Here is a 17,873-nt window from a genome sequence, read left to right on the forward strand (position 1 = left end):
AGGTTCTGCAACAGCGACCCGGCAATCCCCTGCTGCCCCAGGTACTGAAGCAGCAACGGCGCAAACTGCCCGATCATCCCGGTATCCATCCCCAGCGCCTTGAACGCATTGTCCAGGTCGCTGCGGTTTTCCACATTGTTGCCCAGCGCATTGCTCAAGGCCGACTGGCTCTCGCTGTTCTTGCCCAGCAACTCACCCAGGCCAGTCAAGCCACCCAGTGCATTGGCCCCGGCAAGCAGGTCCAGCCCCGGTATGGCCTTGGTCAATTGGCCGTAGTCGTCGCTGCTCAGGTTGTTGCGCGCCAGCCCCAGCATGGCCCCTGCACCACCCACGGCTTGTTCTGGGGTGATATTCAATTGGCTGCCCAAGGTATTGAGCAGGTTTGCCTGCGCCTCGGGTGCCTGCACCAGGCCTTGCTGGCTCTGATTCTGGTTCTGCATGGCCGACACGGCGTTGGCGGCGTCGCTGAGGTTGAAGGCGAACACCGGGCTTGCGGCCAGGGTCATCAGAGTTGCCAGGGTGAATGCTTTCATCGGGAGGGACCTCGTGGGCCAGGATGGCCTGGGAAACGCGAGTTTTGACTGGGATCTCGCAGCTTTGTTCCGACCCGGCTGTCGACCACTTTTGCTGACCGCCTCAGTGCTTTTGACCTGGATACCTGCCCATGTAAAAAATGCTAGCGTTGCTTGGGAAAAAATAATCGCTGATTTGGGCCTTGCCGAAGCAGGTTCACAGGTTCTCCACTCAGCCCAAAAAAAGAGCCCCTCATATTGAGGGGCTCTTTGTTACATCACGCTATCAGGCTGCGCCCCACATCTTGTGCGGGTCGATCACGAATTTCTTCGGCACACCTGCATCGAACTCGCCATAACCTTCCGGCGCCTGATCCAGGTTGATCACCTGCACGCCAACCACTTCGGCGATGTTGATACGGTCCCACATGATCGCCTGCATCAACTGGCGGTTGTACTTCATGGTCGGGGTCTGGCCGGTGTGGAAGCTGTGCGACTTGGCCCAGCCCAGGCCGAAGCGAATGCTCAAGGCACCGATCTTGGCGGCAGCATCCACCGCACCCGGATCTTCGGTCACGTACAGGCCCGGAATACCGATGTTGCCGGCAACGCGGGTAACCTGCATCAACGAGTTCAGCACCGTGGCCGGGGCTTCATGCTTGGCACCTTCGTGGCCATGCCCGCGGGCCTCGAAGCCAACGGCGTCGATGGCGCAGTCCACTTCCGGCTCGCCGAGGATATCGACGATCTGCTCGTGCAGCGGGGTGTCCTTGGACAAGTCGACCACTTCGAAGCCCTGGGACTTGGCATGGGCCAGGCGGGCCGGGTTGAGGTCGCCGACGATGACGCAGGCAGCGCCCAGCAGGCGTGCCGAGGCAGCAGCAGCCAGGCCGACGGGGCCGGCACCGGCGACATAGACGGTGCTGCCTGGGCCAACGCCGGCAGTCACGGCACCGTGGTAGCCGGTCGGCAGGATGTCGGACAGGCAGGTCAGGTCACGAATTTTCTCCATGGCCTTGTCGCGCTCAGGCAGTTTCAGCAGGTTGAAGTCAGCATACGGCACCAGCACGTACTCGGCCTGGCCGCCGGTCCAGTCGCCCATGTCGACGTAACCGTAGGCGCCGCCGGCGCGGGCAGGGTTGACGGTGAGGCAGACACCAGTGTGCATCTCTTTGCAGGAGCGGCAACGGCCACAGGCGACGTTGAAGGGTACCGAGACCAGGTCGCCGATCTGCATGCGCTCGACATCGCGGCCTTTCTCGACGATTTCACCGGTGATTTCGTGGCCCAGGACCAGGCCGACCTGGGCAGTGGTGCGACCGCGGACCATGTGCTGGTCGGAGCCGCAGATGTTGGTGGAGACCACCTTCAGGATCACGCCGTGCTCGATCTTCTTGCCGCGTGGGTCCTGCATTTTCGGGTAGTCGATCTTCTGCACCTCGACCTTGCCGGCGCCGAGATATACCACTCCACGATTGCCAGACATGCTCTTACCTCGCTTGATTTGTAGTTATGCAGCGGTGGTTGAACGCGCCGCCATCCGTGGGCGGCATGTGTTTCTGGAATGAGGGGAATTGTGGGCCTGATGGGACGGGATGCACTGACTGGGAGCGACAGGGAGATGCCTTTTAGCGGCAGGTTTGTCGTTGTCGGAAATGGGGAACAGGGTTGGTGGCCTGTGCCGGCCCCTTCGCGGCTGAAGCCGCTCCCACAGGGTTTGGCGCAAGGCTCAACGCCAACGCTGTACCTGTGGGAGCGGGTTTACCCGCGAAGTGGCCAGTGCAGGTTATTACAAAACTACGGTCCGGTTGGCGTTGAGGAACACTCGCCGCTCGATGTGATAACCCACGGCCCGCGCCAAGGTCAGGCATTCGATGTCGCGCCCTTTGGCAATCAGGTCTTCCGGGTAATGGCTGTGGTCCACCACCTCGACACCCTGGGCAATGATCGGCCCTTCGTCGAGGTCGTTGTTGATGTAGTGCGCCGTGGCACCGACCATCTTCACGCCCTTGTTGTACGCCTGGTGGTACGGCTTGGCGCCCTTGAACCCTGGCAGCAACGAGTGGTGAATGTTGATCGCCCAACCATCCAGGCGCCGGCACAGCTCCGGCGACAGCACCTGCATGTAGCGTGCAAGTATCACCAGCTCGGCACCGGTTTCCTCGATCACCTGAAGTACCTTGCGCTCTTGCCCAGGCTTGTCCTTCGGGTCCAGGGCAAAGTGGTAATAAGGGATCTTGTGCCAGTGTGCCAGGGGTTCGAGATCGGGGTGATTGGACACCACCGCGACCACGTCCATGGCCAGCTGACCGATACGCTGGCGATACAGCAGATCGTTAAGGCAATGGTCGGCCTTGGACACCATGATCACCACCTTGGGGCGGTGATTCGGTGCGGTCAGCTCGAAGGCCATGCCGAACGCATCGCTGCGCTCGGCGAGGCCGGCGCGGAAGCCGGCTTCGTCGAAATCGTCCGGCTGGCGGAACTCCACGCGAATGAAGAAACGCCCCGACAGCCGGTCATCGAAGGAGTGGTGCTCCGTCACGTAGCAGCGCTGCTCGAAGAGGTAACGCGTCACCACGTCGACGGTGCCGAGCATGCTCGGGCAGTCGGCGGTGAGAATCCAGGTATCCGGTGCCCGACTCATGTTCTGTTCTCCTTAAGCCTCGATGCTCAGACCGTACTCGGCCGAAGCGTCCTGCAGCCACAGCCACCAGTAGTCGGCGAAGCTGCGGCGAATCACCAGCTCCCAGGTGTCTTCGGCGGTGCGGCGGATCACCAGTTGCGACTTGGCGAACACGGTGCCGACAGCCTTGCCCACCGGGAAGTTGTTCGGGTGAACATCATAGCTGGTGGATTTCATCAGCACTTCGCGCACGTTCGGGCCGCGCAGCTCCAGCAGGCTCTGCCCGCCGCTGACATTGACCACCTGGATGTGCTGGCCTTCGAGGGCAGCACGCAGTTTCTGCTCGACCGCCAGTTCCTGGCCGCCAGGCACGATCAGCAGCCACTCGTCGGGGCCGACCCATTGCAGCGACATTTCGTTGTTGGCGACTACCGTCAGTGCCACTGGCAGCTCCAGGCCCAGGGCCTTGTGCACGCCGGCGGCGAATTCCGGGTCGTGGCCGTCGCCACGGATGGTCAGGTGGCCGAGGAACTTGCGTTCACGCAGGGTCACACCTGCGTTCTTGCGGCCTTTGCCAACCAGGCTGGCCAGGTCGGCGTGGTGCAGTGGCGACTGGGCCTTGGCCTCGGCGCCGGGGTTTTGCTGGAAGACGTTGATAGCACTCATTTCTTACCTGCCTTGAATTCTTGTTCGTCGATGCGACGCAGCTTGTGTGTTGGGGCTACCGCCCTCATCGCCGGCAAGCCAGCTCCCACAGGGACCTCGCCAACCTTCAAAGCTGCATCGATCCTGTGGGAGCCGGCTTGCCGGCGATGAGGCCTGGCCCACCCCCACAGGGCCCGGAGTCAAACGTTCTGCCGCTCACCCTTCGGATCGAAGAACACCGAAGACACGATCTCCGCCTCGATCACGCTGCCATCTGCCTGCGGCGAGTAGACGCGCTCGCCCATGCGCTTGAGGCCGCCTTTGACCACACCCATGGCGAACGAGTAGCCCAGGGAGTTGGACGCATAGCTGGAGGTGACGTGGCCAACCATATCCATCGGGATCGGCTGCTTCGGATCGAATACCAGCTGGGCGCCTTCGGGCAGCCACTTGGTCGGGTCGATCGGCTTCAGGCCTACCAGCTGTTTGCGGTTCTCACGCACGCAGTCTTCGCGGTTCATGCCACGCAGGCCGATCCACGAGTACGGCTTGTTGCGGCCTACGCACCAGCTCATGTTCAGGTCGTCCGGGGTCATCGAGCCGTCGGTATCCTGGCCAACAATGATGAAGCCCTTCTCGGCGCGCAGTACGTGCATGGTCTCGGTGCCGTACGGGGTCAGGTTGTACTTCTTGCCCGCCTCGACGATCTGTTCCAGCACGCCCATGGCGTAGTTGGCCTGCACGTTCACTTCGTACGACAGCTCGCCGGTGAACGAAATACGGAACACCCGGGCCGGTACGCCGCCGACGTTGCCTTCCTTCCAGGTCATGAACGGGAAGGCTTCCTTGTCCATGTCGATGTCGGTCAGCTCGCTGAGCAGCTTGCGGCTGTTGGGGCCGGACAGGGTCATGGTGGCCCAGTGGTCGGTGACCGAGGTGAAGTAAACCTTCAGTTCCGGCCATTCGGTCTGGTGATACAGCTCCATCCACTGCAGCACGCGTGCAGCGCCGCCGGTGGTGGTGGTCATGATGAAGTGGTTGTCGCCGACGCAGGCGGTTACACCGTCGTCGAAGACCATGCCGTCTTCCTTGCACATCAGGCCGTAGCGGGCCTTGCCCACGTCGAGCTTGGTCCAGGCGTTGGTGTAGATGCGGTTCAGGAACTCACGGGCATCCGGACCCTGGATGTCGATCTTGCCCAGGGTCGAGGCGTCCAGCAGGCCAACGCTGTCACGCACGGCCTTGCATTCGCGAGCCACGGCAGCATGGATGTCTTCACCGGCTTTCGGGAAATACCACGGGCGCTTCCACTGGCCGACGTCTTCGAACTCGGCGCCGTTCTTCACGTGCCAGGCATGCAGGGCAGTGAAGCGTACCGGTTCGAACAGGTGGCCACAGTGACGGCCCGCTACCGCGCCGAAGGTCACCGGCGTGTAGTTGGGGCGGAACATGGTGGTGCCCATTTCCGGAATGGTAATACCGATCGAACGGGCGGCGATGGCCAGGCCGTTGATGTTGCCCAGTTTGCCCTGGTCGGTACCGAAGCCCAGCGCGGTGTAGCGTTTTACGTGCTCGACCGACTCGAAGCCTTCACGGGTGGCCAGTTCGATGGCGGCCGCGGTGACGTCGTTCTGCTGGTCGACGAACTGCTTGGGTGCGCGGGCAGTGCCCTTGTCGTGCGGCACCTGGAACAGCGCCACGGTGGGCTCTTCCTTGCGCGCAACGGTTTTCGGCAGGCTGCCGACCGTGGCTTTGAAGCCCGCTTCGGTGGCTGCGCGAACGCCGCCTTCGAAGCCATCGGCGATCACGTCGCCCAGGGCGTAGACGCCATTGATGCCACCCACGCATTCGCGTTTCTGCGGAGCATCGCCCGGCACGAAGCCGAGGATGTCTTCACGCCATACCGGGCGACCGCCCAGGTGCGAAGCCAGGTGCACGATCGGGCTGTAGCCACCGGAGGTAGCGATCAGGTCGCATTCGAGGGTTTCGCCAGGGCTGGTGACCTTGTGTGCCTGCACATCGATGGCGGCCACACGGGCGCCGGTGACGTGCTTGCTGCCCTTGGCCTCGATCACGGCGCTGGAAGTGAGGATGCGGATGCCTTTGGCACGTGCTTCTTCAACCAGCGAGCCACGCGGGTTGTGGCGAGCGTCGGCAATGGCGACCACTTGCAGGCCGGCGTCGTGCCAGTCCAGCGCGGCACGGTAGGCGTGGTCGTTGTTGGTCGACAGCACCAGCTTGCGGCCCGGGGCCACGCCGTAGCGGCGCACGTAGGTGGACACGGCACCGGCCAGCATGTTGCCCGGCAGGTCGTTGTTGCCGTACACCAGCGGGCGCTCGTGGGCGCCCGCAGCCAGGACCACGCGCTTGGCGCGGACACGGTGCACGCGGTGGCGTACTTGGCCGATCGGGGCGCGGTCGCCGAGGTGGTCGGTGAGGCGCTCGTGGATGGTCAGGAAGTTATGGTCGTGGTAGCCGTTGACCGTGGCACGTGGCAGCAGGGTCACTTCCGGCAGGCTTTCCAGCTCTTTGACCACGGCGCTGACCCAATCGGCAGCAGGTTTGCCGTCGAGGGTTTCGCGGGTGTCGAGCAGGCTGCCGCCGAACTCTTCCTGCTCGTCAGCCAGGATCACGCGGGCACCGCTGCGGGCAGCGGCCAGTGCAGCGGCCAGGCCAGCAGGGCCGGCGCCGACGACCAGCACGTCGCAGTGCTGGTTCATGTAGTCGTAGCTGTCCGGGTCGTTCTGCAGCGGCGCGCGGCCAAGGCCTGCGGCTTTGCGGATGTACTTCTCGTAAGTCATCCAGAACGATTTCGGGTACATGAAGGTTTTGTAGTAGAAGCCCGGCGGCATCATGCTGCCGCCTACCTTGCCCAGGATGCCCATGACGTCGTTGTTGACGTTCGGCCAGCCGTTGGTGCTGGTAGCTACAAGACCTGCGTACAGCGCCTGCTGGGTGGCACGCACGTTGGGGATCTGGGTGGCTTCGCTGGAGCCGATCTGCAGGATGGCGTTCGGCTCTTCGGTACCGGCGGCGATGATGCCGCGTGGACGCGAATACTTGAAGCTGCGGCCGACGATGTCGACGCCGTTGGCCAGCAACGCGGCGGCCAGGCTGTCACCGGCATAACCTTGGTAGGTCTTGCCGTTGAAAGTGAAGTTCAGGACCTTGCTGCGGTCGATACGGCCGCCGCTGGCGAGGCGATAGGTCTGGCTCATACTTTTTCCCCTTGGCCTTTGACGGTCGACGCGGCGCTGTTCTGCTTGCCGCTGGCGGTCACTTGCGGCTTCTCGCCAATCTTGTAGGTTTCCAGAATCTCGTAGGTCACGGTGTCGCGAGTGACGTTGAAATACTGGCGGCAGCCGGCAACGTGGTCCCACAGTTCGTGGTGAATACCGCGTGGGTTGTCACGGTAGAACATGTAGGTACCCCATTCCTCGTCAGAGCAGGCGTTAGGGTCCAGCGGGCGGGCGATGTGCGCCTGGCCAGAGGCGTGGAACTCTTCTTCGGAGCGCAGCTCGCCGCAGTGGGGACAGAAAATATGCAACATGACGGTGTCTCCGGTTAGTGGGCGACGGCGGCGGCGCCGTGTTCGTCGATCAGTGCGCCGTTGTAGAAACGGTCCATGGAGAACGGCGCGGCCAGTGGGTGCATTTCGCCCTTGGCCAGGCTCGCGGCGAAGACGTTGCCCGAACCTGGGGTAGCCTTGAAGCCGCCAGTACCCCAACCGCAGTTGAAGAACATGTTCTTGACCGGGGTCTTGGTGATGATCGGGCAAGCGTCCGGCGAGGTATCGACGATGCCGCCCCACTGGCGGTTCATACGCACGCGCGAGAGGTTGGGGAACATCTCGACGATGGCCTGCAGGGTGTGCTCGATCACCGGGTAAGAGCCGCGCTGGCCGTAGCCGACCCAGCCGTCGATACCGGCACCGATCACCAGGTCGCCCTTGTCGGACTGGCTGATGTAGCCGTGCACGGCGTTGGACATGATCACGCTGTCGATGATCGGCTTGATCGGCTCGGATACCAGCGCCTGCAGCGGGTGCGATTCCAGCGGCAGGCGGAAGCCGGCCAGCTTGGCCATGTGCCCGGAATTACCGGCGGTGACCACGCCGACGCGCTTGGCGCCGATGAAGCCTTTGTTGGTTTCCACACCGATGACCGCGCCGTTTTCCTTGCGGAAGCCGATCACTTCGGTCTGCTGGATCAGGTCCACGCCCAGGGCGTCGGCGGCACGGGCGAAGCCCCAGGCCACAGCGTCGTGACGCGCCACGCCGCCACGGCGCTGCACGGTGGCACCGAGGATCGGGTAGCGGGTGTTCTTCGAGCAGTCCAGGTACGGGATCTCGGCCGCGACCTGGGCGGTGTTGAGCAGTTCGCCATCCACGCCGTTCAGGCGGTTGGCGCTGACCCGGCGCTCGGAGTCACGCATGTCCTGCAGGGTGTGGCACAGGTTGTACACGCCGCGCTGGGAGAACATCACGTTGTAGTTGAGGTCCTGGGACAGGCCCTCCCACAGCTTCATGGCGTGTTCGTACAGGTGCGCCGACTCATCCCACAGGTAGTTGGAACGCACGATAGTGGTGTTACGGGCAGTGTTGCCGCCGCCCAGGTAGCCCTTCTCGATCACGGCAACGTTGGTGATGCCATGTTCCTTGGCCAGGTAGTAGGCCGTGGCCAGGCCATGGCCGCCACCGCCGACGATAACCACGTCGTAAACCTTTTTAGGGGTTGGCGTGCGCCACATGCGCTGCCAGTTCTCGTGGTGGCTGAGGGAGTGCTTGAAAAGGCCGAAGCCCGAGTAACGTTGCATGGTGTGTGACTCCACTCAGCGGTAAACAGGGAAATCTGCGCACAGGGCCGCGACGTTCTTCGCCACATCGGCTTCGACGTCTGCGTCACCGAGGTTGTCGAGGATGTCGCAGATCCAGCCGGCCAAGGCCACGCACTGAGCGACCTTGAAGCCGCGGGTGGTGACAGCCGGGGTGCCGATACGCAGGCCCGAGGTGACGAATGGCGACTGCGGGTCATTCGGCACGGCGTTCTTGTTGACGGTGATGTGCGCGCGGCCCAGGGCGGCGTCGGCATCTTTGCCGGTGAGACCCTGGCGGATCAGGCTGACCAGGAACAGGTGGTTGTCGGTGCCGCCAGAAACCACATCGTAGCCGCGGTCGATGAACACCTGGGCCATGGCCTGGGCGTTTTCGATCACTTGTTGCTGGTAGGCTTTGAATTCAGGCTCCAGTGCTTCCTTGAAGCACACGGCCTTGGCGGCGATCACGTGCATCAGCGGGCCGCCCTGGGCGCCAGGGAACACTGCGGCGTTCAGTTTCTTCTCGATCTCTTCGTTCGACTTGGCCAGGATCAGACCGCCACGTGGGCCGCGCAGGGTCTTGTGGGTGGTAGTGGTAACCACATCGGCGAACGGGATAGGGTTCGGGTACAGGCCAGCGGCAACCAGGCCGGCTACGTGGGCCATGTCGACGAACAGCAGCGCACCGACCTTGTCGGCGATGGCGCGGAAGCGTGGGAAGTCGAGGGTCTTGGAGTAGGCCGAGAAGCCGGCAACGATCATTTTCGGCTTGTGTTCGACAGCCAGGCGCTCGACTTCGTCATAGTCGATCAGGCCGGTGTTGGTGTCGATGCCGTATTGCACAGCGTTGTACAGCTTGCCCGAAGACGACACCTTGGCGCCGTGGGTCAGGTGGCCGCCGTGGGCCAGGCTCATGCCGAGGATGGTGTCACCAGCCTGCAGCAGGGCCAGGTAGACAGCACCGTTGGCCGAGGAGCCGGAGTGCGGCTGGACGTTGGCGTAGTCGGCGCCGAACAGCTGCTTGGCGCGCTCGATGGCCAGGGCTTCTACCTTGTCCACGTGCTCGCAGCCACCGTAGTAGCGCTTGCCCGGGTAGCCTTCGGCGTACTTGTTGGTCAGGCCGCTGCCTTGGGCCTGCATCACGCGCTTGGAGGTGTAGTTTTCCGAGGCGATCAGCTCGATGTGGTCTTCCTGGCGCTGTTCTTCGGCATTCATCGCCGCCAGCAGTGCATCGTCGTAACCCTGGATCTGGTCTTGCTTGCTGAACATCGTGTATCTCCCGGCAGCGATCGTTTTTTGTCGTGGGGCACTGTGGCCCTTTGTGGCGATGTTATGACTGGCCGGGGCGGGTCAGATGCCTGCGCACGCCTTGCAATGGCGCGTTTACGACATTGTCGTGTTCGAGGCAGCTGCACGTTGTGGGGTTGAGCGTTGGCCAGGTACAGCCAGACCTGGCATTTCTACCAGTTGCCGATATTGACCTGGGAGCCTGAAGATCTTGTCATCGGCAGCGCCCACTTCTGCCGAAGCATGAGGAGAAATGCTATGGAAGTTAAAGCCAGTTTCGGACTTTTTACATTCCCACTAGAGCCTCAAGCCTATGGCTCACTGATATATTTGCGCGCCGGAGATATACTTGATATCGCGTCTTTCGATTCGCGAAGATCAACTGCAAAACTCAGTTTATTTGAATCAGACCTGTCTGATGAACAGCAACTGGTACGTATCACTGGCGCCGAATTGAAGACGGACGACTTTCCAGAAAAAATCGACCCGAAACGCCAGCAAACCAGAAGAGCCGTGAGCCCAGGCCGCACACGTCGGGAAAACGTTACTGAAAAAATATATGCTCACGTTCAGCTTTACGCGAACGGCGATCTCATCAAAAATTTTTCTGAAGACCAGAGTGGTCTCGGCTACGCCGCATTAGCCAATAGCGGAAACTTAAAATTTGATTGCAAGAATTATAAAATTGATTTTCGCTATATCTATGCAAATTATAATGAACTCGCCGACATCATTGAAGACATCTACTGGGAAATCCACTTGATTGAGAGTTGAATTTACTTTGTAGGGAGCTTGTGCGGCACTATGCAACTGCCTCGCTGCCTTATTGGCATGCCCCATTCTGCTTGGCGCATGCCAGGCAGCCCATTGGAACCACAGAGCTTGTATAGGCAACCGACCAAATGATGGTTTAGAGTGCTGTTCTGCGTCGTTCACAGGACAGTAGTGTCATGACAGACAAGAGCCAACAATTCGCCAGCGACAACTATTCCGGCATCTGCCCCGAAGCCTGGGCAGCGATGGAGAAGGCCAACCATGGTCACGATCGCGCCTACGGCGACGACCAATGGACCGAGCGCGCCGCCGAATACTTCCGCAACCTCTTCGAAACCGATTGCGAAGTGTTTTTCGCCTTCAACGGCACTGCCGCCAACTCGCTGGCCCTGGCCTCGCTATGCCAGAGCTACCACAGCGTGATCTGCTCCGAGACCGCCCACGTCGAAACCGACGAGTGCGGTGCGCCGGAGTTCTTCTCCAACGGCTCCAAGCTGCTTACCGCGCCCAGCGTCAACGGCAAGCTGACGCCACAGTCGATTCGCGAAGTGGCGCTGAAGCGCCAGGACATCCACTACCCCAAGCCACGCGTAGTGACCATTACCCAAGCCACCGAAGTAGGCACCGTCTATCGCCCCGACGAGCTCAAGGCAATCAGCGCCACCTGCAAGGAGCTGGGGCTGAACCTGCACATGGACGGCGCACGCTTCACCAATGCCTGTTCGTTCCTCGGCTGCAGCCCGGCAGAGCTGACGTGGAAGGCCGGCGTCGATGTACTGTGCTTTGGCGGCACCAAGAACGGCATGGCGGTGGGCGAGGCGATCCTGTTCTTCAACCGCCAACTGGCCGAGGACTTCGACTACCGCTGCAAGCAAGCCGGGCAGCTGGCATCGAAGATGCGCTTCCTGTCGGCGCCTTGGGTGGGCCTGCTTGAAGATGGCGCCTGGTTGCGCCATGGCGCGCATGCCAACCATTGCGCGCAGTTGCTCGCCTCGCTGGTGAGTGACTTGCCGGGGGTGGAGCTGATGTTCCCGGTGGAGGCCAACGGGGTGTTCCTGCAAATGCCGGAACACGCGATCGAGGCGCTGCGCGGCAGAGGGTGGCGGTTCTATACCTTCATTGGCAGTGGCGGGGCGCGGTTCATGTGCTCGTGGGATACCGAGGAAGAGCGGGTGCGCGAGCTGGCGGCGGATATCCGCAGCATCATCGGCGCCTGACAGGCCGCATTCGCGGGTAAACCCGCTCCCACTGGGATCGCGCAGGTTTCAATGCCTGTGGTGAACCTGTGGGAGCTACAGGTAAGCACTGCCCTCAAGAGCAATGATGAACCTGTGGGAGCGGGTTTACCCGCGAAGAAGCCAACACTGATCTAAAGCCTGAACCCACCCATCTGCCGCGCCAGGTCATCAGCCAAGCCTCGCAGCGCCTGGCACTCCTGCCGACAACCCTGCACCTCCGCTGCGGTCTCCCGCGCCAGGTCGGAAATCCCCTGCACCGTACGATTGATCTCCTCGGTCACCGCCGACTGCTCTTCGGTCGCAGTAGCTACCTGATGGTTCATGTCGCTGATGTGCTCCACCTGGTCAGTGATCGCACCCAGTGACGCCCCGGTGCGCTGGCTCGACTCCACCCCACTCCCCGTCGCCTGCTGCCCCGCCTGCATCGAACTCACCGCCGAACCCGCGCCCTGCTTCAGGCGCTGGATCATCTGCTGCACTTCGTCGGTGGAAAGCTGCGTGCGCCGGGCCAAGGTACGCACTTCATCAGCCACAACAGCAAACCCTCGCCCCATCTCCCCTGCCCTGGCCGCCTCGATGGCGGCATTCAGCGCCAGCAGGTTGGTTTGCTCGGAAATACTACGAATCACTGCTAGAACCTCGTCGATCGAGGCTACTTCATCGGCCAGCTGGCTGACAGCATCGGCCGCCTTGCCGATATCACCCGACATCCCTTCGATACCACGGATCGAGCGTTGCACCACTTCACGCGCCTGCAGGGCTTCGTCCCTCGCCGACTGCGAGGCCTGGGCCGCATCACCGGCATTGCGGGCAATGTCCTGCACTGTCAAACCCATTTCGTGCACGGCGGTAGCGACCATTTCGGTCATTTCCTGCTGGCGCCCGGAACGCTCGGCGGTGTTGTCCACCACCTGTGTCACCTGCTCGACCGCCAGGTGCAGCCGCTCGGAAGTGTGCAATACCTCGCCGATCAACCGGCGCTGGCTGTCCAGGAAGCGGTTGAAGCCACGCGCCAGGTCGCCCAGTTCGTCCAGGCGTGAATCGTCCAGCCGGTGGCTGAGATCACCCGCGCCACTGCCAATCTGCACCAGCGCCGCTGTGACACGGCGGATCGGCCGCACCAGGCCACGCGCCAACAGCACTACCAGCAGCAGCGACACCAGAGCCACGGCACCACCGATCAGGCTGGTCAGCCATACCGCCTGGTGCATTGGTGCGTAGATTTCCTCCTCGGGCACCTCGGCCACCAGGGTCCAGTTGAGGTCGCGCAGGGGCAGGCCGAGCGCCAGGTAGCTTTCGCCGTCACGGCTGAAGCGGCTGCTGCGCAGGCCTTCGCCGCCGGTCATCAGCACCTTGGCGGCGTCCGCACCGAGCTGTTCGGTGAGCTGGCGTTTGCCGCTGAAGGCAGGGTCCGGATGAACCTGGATCAGGCCATCGTTACGCACCAGGAACACCTTGCCGTGCTCGCCAAATTTGAAGTCATGGATCAGCTTCGACAGTTCTGTCATGCGCAGGCCCATGCCGGCGACACCGAGCAGTTGACCATCCTTTTCAACGCGATAGTCGATGAACAGCGCGAGCTCGCCGGTGGCACCGTCGATGTCGATGTTGATCAGGCGTTCGGCACCGCTGTCGATGTAGCCGTAGAACCATTTGTCCTTTGGGTTACTGCGGCTGAGGGTACGGTCCAGGCCATTCTCGTTGTAGTAGTGGCCGGTTTCGGTCGAGACGAACAAGGTGGTAAAAGCCTGGTTGCGCTGCTTGGCGGCGGTCAGGTATTCGATGAATGGAGCGGCCTGGGCGGGGTCTTCACCATCGGCAAGCCAGTCGCGCAGCAGAGTGTTGCCAGCAATATCCGCCGCCGCCACCAGCGGCTGGCCGAGCATGCGCTCGATGTCGTTGCGGATGGCCTCGATGCTGGCGGGCAGCGCGGTATCGACCAGGTAGCGTTCGGTGAGGCGGTTTAGCGCCACCGTGAAAATGATGACCACCACCAGAATACTCGCCAGCAGGGCGGCACCCATGCTGGTGATCAACTGCCACTGGATGCTCTTACGCCAGATACGCATGCCCTACTCCCCGCATAATTATTGTTTTGCGGAAAGTGTATACACTTGCGTATCCAGTTAATCCAGTGATCTGAAGCAGTCAGATGTCCTGTGGCGGCGCGCATACCCGCGAATGCGATGCAGAATGCACTGACGCATTCGCGGGTGAACCCGCTCCCACAGAGGGCGACGCAAGACCTTATTGTTCGGCTATGGTCCGCACGATTGCGTCCACCGTGGCGTCGATCTGCGCCTGGGTACGCTCCAGCGTCTTGCGGTGCTCATCCTGCAGCTCGATCTGCCGCGAACACAGATTCAGCGCTGCCAGCACCAGCAGCTTGTCGCCGATCAGGGTCGGGTACTGATGCTTGGTCTGGGCCAAGGCGGTGTTGAGCATCTGCACCGCCTGGGCCAGGGTCGCTTCCTGGCCTTCAGGCGCCTTGATCGAATAGTCGTTACCGAGGATCGACACGACATTGATTGGCTGCGCTCGCAGTGTCATGCGCCTACGACGCCGGCATTGGCGCGCTCGAGCAGGGCCTGCAGGCGTGCGGCGGTGCTGCCGTTCTTCTCTTCCTGCTCCATCAGCGACAGCTGCAGGGTTTCGTTCTCTTCCTTGGCCTGGGCCAGTTCCTGGCCGAGGGCGGTGTTCTGCTCGGTGAGTTGAGCGTTCTTCTGCATCAGGTCACTGACCAGTTGCTCGATTTGGTTCAGGGAAGCTTCCAGCATGGGTCTATCTCAGGTTGTTGCGAGGGGCGCACACGATAAAGAAAAGTGCGGCCCATCGCCATTAAATATCGGATTCACAAGGTGTCTAACCCGCAGATTGACAGAGTAACCGGCCCCTTGTTCCGACCTGGGTCAACCGCCGGTCAGGAAAAGGTTAGCAACCTCACAATTTTCGCCATCAGCACTCAAGACTGAGCAGTCACAACCGATAGCCCGGCAAGTCATGTTTTGTCGCACTTTGCGCCCCTTTTTTCCCTTGCCTGGATCGTTCTCTCCATGTCTCTACGCAATATGAACATCGCCCCGCGCGCGCTGCTCGGCTTCGCACTCATCGGCCTACTGATGCTTGGCCTCGGCATCTTCTCCCTCATCCAGATGGGCAACATCCGCCAGGCCGGCGTCGTCATCGAACAGGTCAGCGTGCCCAGCATCAAGATCCTCGACGAGCTCACTGCCCTGAACCTGCGCATGCGCACCCTCTCCTACCGCCTGCTGCTCAACCGCGAACCGGCAACTCAGCGCGAAACCCTGAGCCTGCTGGACGAGCGCAACAGCCAGATCGACCGTGCACGCCAGGCCTACCTGCCGATGATCGGAGCCGCCGACGAACAGGCTGCGTTCGATCAGTACGGCCAGTTGCTCAACCAGTACCGCCAGCTTGAGTCACGCATGCGTAGCCTGAGCCAGGCCGACCGCCTCGACGAACTGCGCGACCTGCTCAACCGCGACCTGCTGGCCAACTCCGAACAGATCAACAAGGTCATGGACACCTTGGTGCGCATCAACACCGACCAGACCCGCGCTACCAACGAGAAGGCCGCCAACCAGTACGCCGCTGCCTTCGCCTTGGTGATCGGTCTGCTGGTCGCCGCCACTGTGCTGACTTTCGTCTGCGCATTCCTGCTGACCCGCAGCATCGTCAAGCCGATCGAAGAAGCGCTCAAAAGCGCCGAACAGGTCGCCGACGGTGACCTGACCCACGTCATACACGCTGAAGGCACCGACGAAGCCGCCCGCCTGCTGCGTGCCATGGCACGCATGCAGGACAAGCTGCGAGACACCCTGCAACAGATCGCCGGCTCCGCCACCCAGCTGGCCTCGGCGGCCGAAGAGCTGAATGCCGTCACCGACGAAAGTGCCCGTGGCCTGCAGCAGCAGAACAACGAGATCGAGCAGGCTGCCACTGCGGTAACTGAAATGACCAGTGCTGTGGAAGAAGTCGCGCGCAATGCCGTGAGCACCTCGGAAGCGTCCAGTGAGGCCAGCCGCTCCACCGGTGATGGACGTGACCTGGTAATGGAGACCGTGGGTGCCATCGAGCGCATGAGTGGCGACGTGCAGGCCACTGCCAAGCTGATCACTCACTTGGCCGAACAGTCGCGCGATATAGGCAAGGTGCTAGACGTGATCCGTGGCTTGGCCGACCAGACCAACCTGCTGGCGCTGAACGCCGCGATCGAGGCGGCACGTGCCGGTGAGGCGGGCCGTGGCTTTGCCGTGGTGGCTGATGAGGTGCGGGCGCTGGCTCATCGTACCCAGCAGTCGACCAGTGAGATCGAGCGGATGATCGGCAGTATTCAAGGCGGTACGGAAGAAGCGGTGGAGTCGATGCGCACCAGCACCGAGCGTGCCGAATCCACCTTGAACATTGCCCGTGGCGCAGGCATGGCACTGGACACCATCGCCGGGGCGGTGGCGCAGATCAACGAGCGCAACCTGGTGATTGCCAGCGCGGCGGAAGAGCAGGCGCAGGTGGCGCGTGAAGTGGACCGCAACCTGGTGAACATCAATGACCTGTCGGTGCAGAGTGCTACCGGGGCGCATCAGACCAGTGCGGCGAGTGCGGAGTTGTCGCGGTTGGCCGTGGATCTGAATGGGCTGGTGGCGCGGTTCCGCACTTGAAACACCTGGGGCCGCCTTGCGGCCCATCGCCGGCAAGCCAGCTCCCACACCGACCGCACAACTCTCCTGGTTATGCAGTACCTGTGGGAGCCGCGCTTGCCGGCGATGGGCTGCAAGGCAGCCCCCTGCATTCCCGGATCAGTAATCGATCCGTACATCCCCTTTCGGCACGCTGCAGCACGACAGGATGTAGCCCTCGGCTTCGTCCTCTTCGGTAATGCCGCCGTTGTGCTCCATCTCCACTTCGCCACCCAGCTTGAGCACCTTGCAGGTACCGCAAATGCCCATGCCGCAGGCTTTCGGGATCATCAGGCCAACCTTGGCAGCCGCCGCGTGCACGGTCTCGCCCGGGGCGATCCGGATGCTCTTCTCGCTGCCGATGAACTCCACCAGGTTGAGGTCGGCTGCATCCAGCTCCGGTGCATCGGCAGCCTGCTCTGCATGCTCTACCGCATCGGCCTTGGCCTCGGGTGGCGTCGCGCCGAACGATTCCTCGTGATAGTTCTTCATGTCGAAGCCGACCGCTTCGAGCATGCGCTTGACCGCAGTCATGTATGGCGTCGGGCCGCAGCAGAACACAACGCGGTCCATGTAGTCCGGCGCGATCAGCTCCATCAGGCGCTGGTTGAGGTAACCGCGATAACCCGCCCACGGCTCACCCAGGCCATGCTTTTCACAAATGATGTGCAGGCTGAAATTGGGAATGCGCGAAGCCATCTGCTCCAGCTCGCGATGGTAGATGATGTCCTTCGGCGAACGGGCGCTGTGCACGAATACCATGTCGACATTGCCGTTGGTGTCGTAGAACCAGCGCGCCATCGACATGACCGGGGTGATCCCGACACCGCCCGAGAGGTACAGCACTTTCTGCGCTGGGAAGTCGATGGCGTTGAACAGCCCCACCGGGCCGTGCACCGGCAGCTCGGCGCCTTCGTGCATGGTGTCGTGGAGGAAGTTGGACACCAGGCCGCCTGGCACGCGCTTGACGGTGATCGAGAAGCTATAGGGTACCGACGGTGAACTGGAGATGGTGTAGGAGCGCATCACCGGCTTGCCTTCGATCTCCAGTTCCAGGGTGACGAACTGCCCTGGCTTGAAGAAGAACATGATCGGCTGGTCGGCCATGAAGCAGAAGGTGCGCACGTCCCAGGTCTCCTGGATGACCTTGACACAGCGCACGATGTGGCGGCCGTTGGCCCAGGTCTGGGTGGTGACCGGATTAAGGAAGGTATCGGACATGTTCATCTCCAGCAGCCGACTATCGGCCTTTTTATGGCTTGGATAATGCGCAAGCTGA

General features: G+C 62.0%; 15 protein-coding genes and 1 pseudogene. 3 read left to right on the top strand and 13 right to left on the bottom strand.

Going from position 1 to position 17,873, the window contains the following annotated elements; all coding sequences use genetic code 11:
• From ACK1U9_RS09195 to ACK1U9_RS09230, 8 genes are all read right to left on the bottom strand, one after another.
• Positions 1-533 (bottom strand): DUF2780 domain-containing protein (locus tag ACK1U9_RS09195; protein ID WP_449109840.1); only part of this gene is annotated, 533 nt, incomplete at its 3' end.
• Between the two features lie 265 nt (positions 534-798).
• Positions 799-1,998, bottom strand: coding sequence for a formaldehyde dehydrogenase, glutathione-independent (gene fdhA / locus ACK1U9_RS09200; protein ID WP_015268662.1), 1,200 nt, complete (start codon positions 1,996-1,998; stop codon positions 799-801).
• 303 nt (positions 1,999-2,301) lie between these two features.
• The gene (gene purU, locus ACK1U9_RS09205) at positions 2,302-3,159 is read right to left on the bottom strand and encodes a formyltetrahydrofolate deformylase (protein WP_046614475.1); all 858 of its coding nucleotides are present in this window, start codon (positions 3,157-3,159) and stop codon (positions 2,302-2,304) included.
• Positions 3,160-3,171: 12 nt separating this feature from the next.
• Positions 3,172-3,804 (bottom strand): sarcosine oxidase subunit gamma, encoded by a 633-nt coding sequence (locus ACK1U9_RS09210; protein ID WP_099813778.1) that lies wholly within the window; start codon positions 3,802-3,804, stop codon positions 3,172-3,174.
• Between the two features lie 179 nt (positions 3,805-3,983).
• Positions 3,984-7,001: a sarcosine oxidase subunit alpha gene (locus ACK1U9_RS09215; RefSeq protein ID WP_046614477.1), complete on the bottom strand. Its 3,018-nt coding sequence runs from the start codon at positions 6,999-7,001 to the stop codon at positions 3,984-3,986.
• On the bottom strand, positions 6,998-7,333 hold the full coding sequence (locus tag ACK1U9_RS09220; protein ID WP_013970519.1) for a sarcosine oxidase subunit delta: 336 nt from the start codon (positions 7,331-7,333) through the stop codon (positions 6,998-7,000). Before ACK1U9_RS09220 ends, ACK1U9_RS09215 begins: the two co-directional genes overlap by 4 nt.
• 14 nt (positions 7,334-7,347) lie before the next feature.
• The gene (locus ACK1U9_RS09225) at positions 7,348-8,598 is read right to left on the bottom strand and encodes a sarcosine oxidase subunit beta family protein (RefSeq protein ID WP_003255680.1); all 1,251 of its coding nucleotides are present in this window, start codon (positions 8,596-8,598) and stop codon (positions 7,348-7,350) included.
• Positions 8,599-8,613: 15 nt separating this feature from the next.
• The gene (locus tag ACK1U9_RS09230; protein ID WP_025337394.1) at positions 8,614-9,867 is read right to left on the bottom strand and encodes a serine hydroxymethyltransferase; all 1,254 of its coding nucleotides are present in this window, start codon (positions 9,865-9,867) and stop codon (positions 8,614-8,616) included.
• 276 nt (positions 9,868-10,143) lie between these two features.
• Here ACK1U9_RS09230 and ACK1U9_RS09235 point away from each other — a divergent pair, with 276 nt between their 5' ends.
• Positions 10,144-10,659: a hypothetical protein gene (locus ACK1U9_RS09235; RefSeq protein WP_196183140.1), complete on the top strand. Its 516-nt coding sequence runs from the start codon at positions 10,144-10,146 to the stop codon at positions 10,657-10,659.
• 176 nt (positions 10,660-10,835) lie between these two features.
• On the top strand, positions 10,836-11,876 hold the full coding sequence (locus ACK1U9_RS09240; RefSeq protein WP_108481145.1) for a threonine aldolase family protein: 1,041 nt from the start codon (positions 10,836-10,838) through the stop codon (positions 11,874-11,876).
• 152 nt (positions 11,877-12,028) lie between these two features.
• On the opposite strand, the gene ACK1U9_RS09245 is transcribed toward ACK1U9_RS09240, so the two are convergent.
• The 4 genes and pseudogenes from ACK1U9_RS09245 to ACK1U9_RS09260 all read right to left on the bottom strand — a co-directional run bounded on the left by ACK1U9_RS09245 (position 12,029) and on the right by ACK1U9_RS09260 (position 14,674).
• Positions 12,029-12,766, bottom strand: coding sequence for a methyl-accepting chemotaxis protein (locus ACK1U9_RS09245; RefSeq protein WP_375136304.1), 738 nt, complete (start codon positions 12,764-12,766; stop codon positions 12,029-12,031).
• A gap of 126 nt (positions 12,767-12,892) precedes the next feature.
• Positions 12,893-13,966: pseudogene (locus ACK1U9_RS09250) on the bottom strand (HAMP domain-containing protein); the annotation flags it as partial.
• A 178-nt stretch (positions 13,967-14,144) separates the two neighbouring features.
• Positions 14,145-14,447, bottom strand: a complete 303-nt coding sequence (locus ACK1U9_RS09255; RefSeq protein ID WP_449109841.1) for a cell division protein ZapA — start codon at positions 14,445-14,447, stop codon at positions 14,145-14,147.
• Positions 14,444-14,674, bottom strand: coding sequence for a hypothetical protein (locus ACK1U9_RS09260; RefSeq protein ID WP_025337390.1), 231 nt, complete (start codon positions 14,672-14,674; stop codon positions 14,444-14,446). The genes ACK1U9_RS09255 and ACK1U9_RS09260 overlap by 4 nt, the downstream gene beginning before the upstream one ends.
• A 276-nt stretch (positions 14,675-14,950) precedes the next feature.
• Here ACK1U9_RS09260 and ACK1U9_RS09265 point away from each other — a divergent pair, with 276 nt between their 5' ends.
• The gene (locus ACK1U9_RS09265) at positions 14,951-16,576 is read left to right on the top strand and encodes a methyl-accepting chemotaxis protein (RefSeq protein WP_046614481.1); all 1,626 of its coding nucleotides are present in this window, start codon (positions 14,951-14,953) and stop codon (positions 16,574-16,576) included.
• Positions 16,577-16,714: 138 nt separating this feature from the next.
• Here the strand turns inward: ACK1U9_RS09265 and gbcB are convergent, their stop codons facing one another.
• Positions 16,715-17,815, bottom strand: coding sequence for a glycine-betaine demethylase subunit GbcB (gene gbcB, locus ACK1U9_RS09270; protein WP_015268654.1), 1,101 nt, complete (start codon positions 17,813-17,815; stop codon positions 16,715-16,717).
• Positions 17,816-17,873 lie beyond the last annotated feature (58 nt).

It is taken from the genome of Pseudomonas sp. XP1 (genome assembly GCF_053557675.1).

Bases quoted from the DNA above. Each gene is read 5' to 3' on its own strand.
- ACK1U9_RS09230 (WP_025337394.1), bottom strand. From the start codon at position 9,867: ATGTTCAGCAAGCAAGACCAGATCCAGGGTTACGACGATGCACTGCTG.
- ACK1U9_RS09255 (WP_449109841.1), bottom strand. From the start codon at position 14,447: ATGACACTGCGAGCGCAGCCAATCAATGTCGTGTCGATCCTCGGTAAC.
- purU (WP_046614475.1), bottom strand. From the start codon at position 3,159: ATGAGTCGGGCACCGGATACCTGGATTCTCACCGCCGACTGCCCGAGC.
- ACK1U9_RS09260 (WP_025337390.1), bottom strand. From the start codon at position 14,674: ATGCTGGAAGCTTCCCTGAACCAAATCGAGCAACTGGTCAGTGACCTG.
- ACK1U9_RS09210 (WP_099813778.1), bottom strand. From the start codon at position 3,804: ATGAGTGCTATCAACGTCTTCCAGCAAAACCCCGGCGCCGAGGCCAAG.
- ACK1U9_RS09240 (WP_108481145.1), top strand. From the start codon at position 10,836: ATGACAGACAAGAGCCAACAATTCGCCAGCGACAACTATTCCGGCATC.
- ACK1U9_RS09220 (WP_013970519.1), bottom strand. From the start codon at position 7,333: ATGTTGCATATTTTCTGTCCCCACTGCGGCGAGCTGCGCTCCGAAGAA.
- ACK1U9_RS09245 (WP_375136304.1), bottom strand. From the start codon at position 12,766: ATGACCGAAATGGTCGCTACCGCCGTGCACGAAATGGGTTTGACAGTG.
- fdhA (WP_015268662.1), bottom strand. From the start codon at position 1,998: ATGTCTGGCAATCGTGGAGTGGTATATCTCGGCGCCGGCAAGGTCGAG.
- ACK1U9_RS09265 (WP_046614481.1), top strand. From the start codon at position 14,951: ATGTCTCTACGCAATATGAACATCGCCCCGCGCGCGCTGCTCGGCTTC.
- gbcB (WP_015268654.1), bottom strand. From the start codon at position 17,815: ATGTCCGATACCTTCCTTAATCCGGTCACCACCCAGACCTGGGCCAAC.
- ACK1U9_RS09235 (WP_196183140.1), top strand. From the start codon at position 10,144: ATGGAAGTTAAAGCCAGTTTCGGACTTTTTACATTCCCACTAGAGCCT.
- ACK1U9_RS09225 (WP_003255680.1), bottom strand. From the start codon at position 8,598: ATGCAACGTTACTCGGGCTTCGGCCTTTTCAAGCACTCCCTCAGCCAC.
- ACK1U9_RS09215 (WP_046614477.1), bottom strand. From the start codon at position 7,001: ATGAGCCAGACCTATCGCCTCGCCAGCGGCGGCCGTATCGACCGCAGC.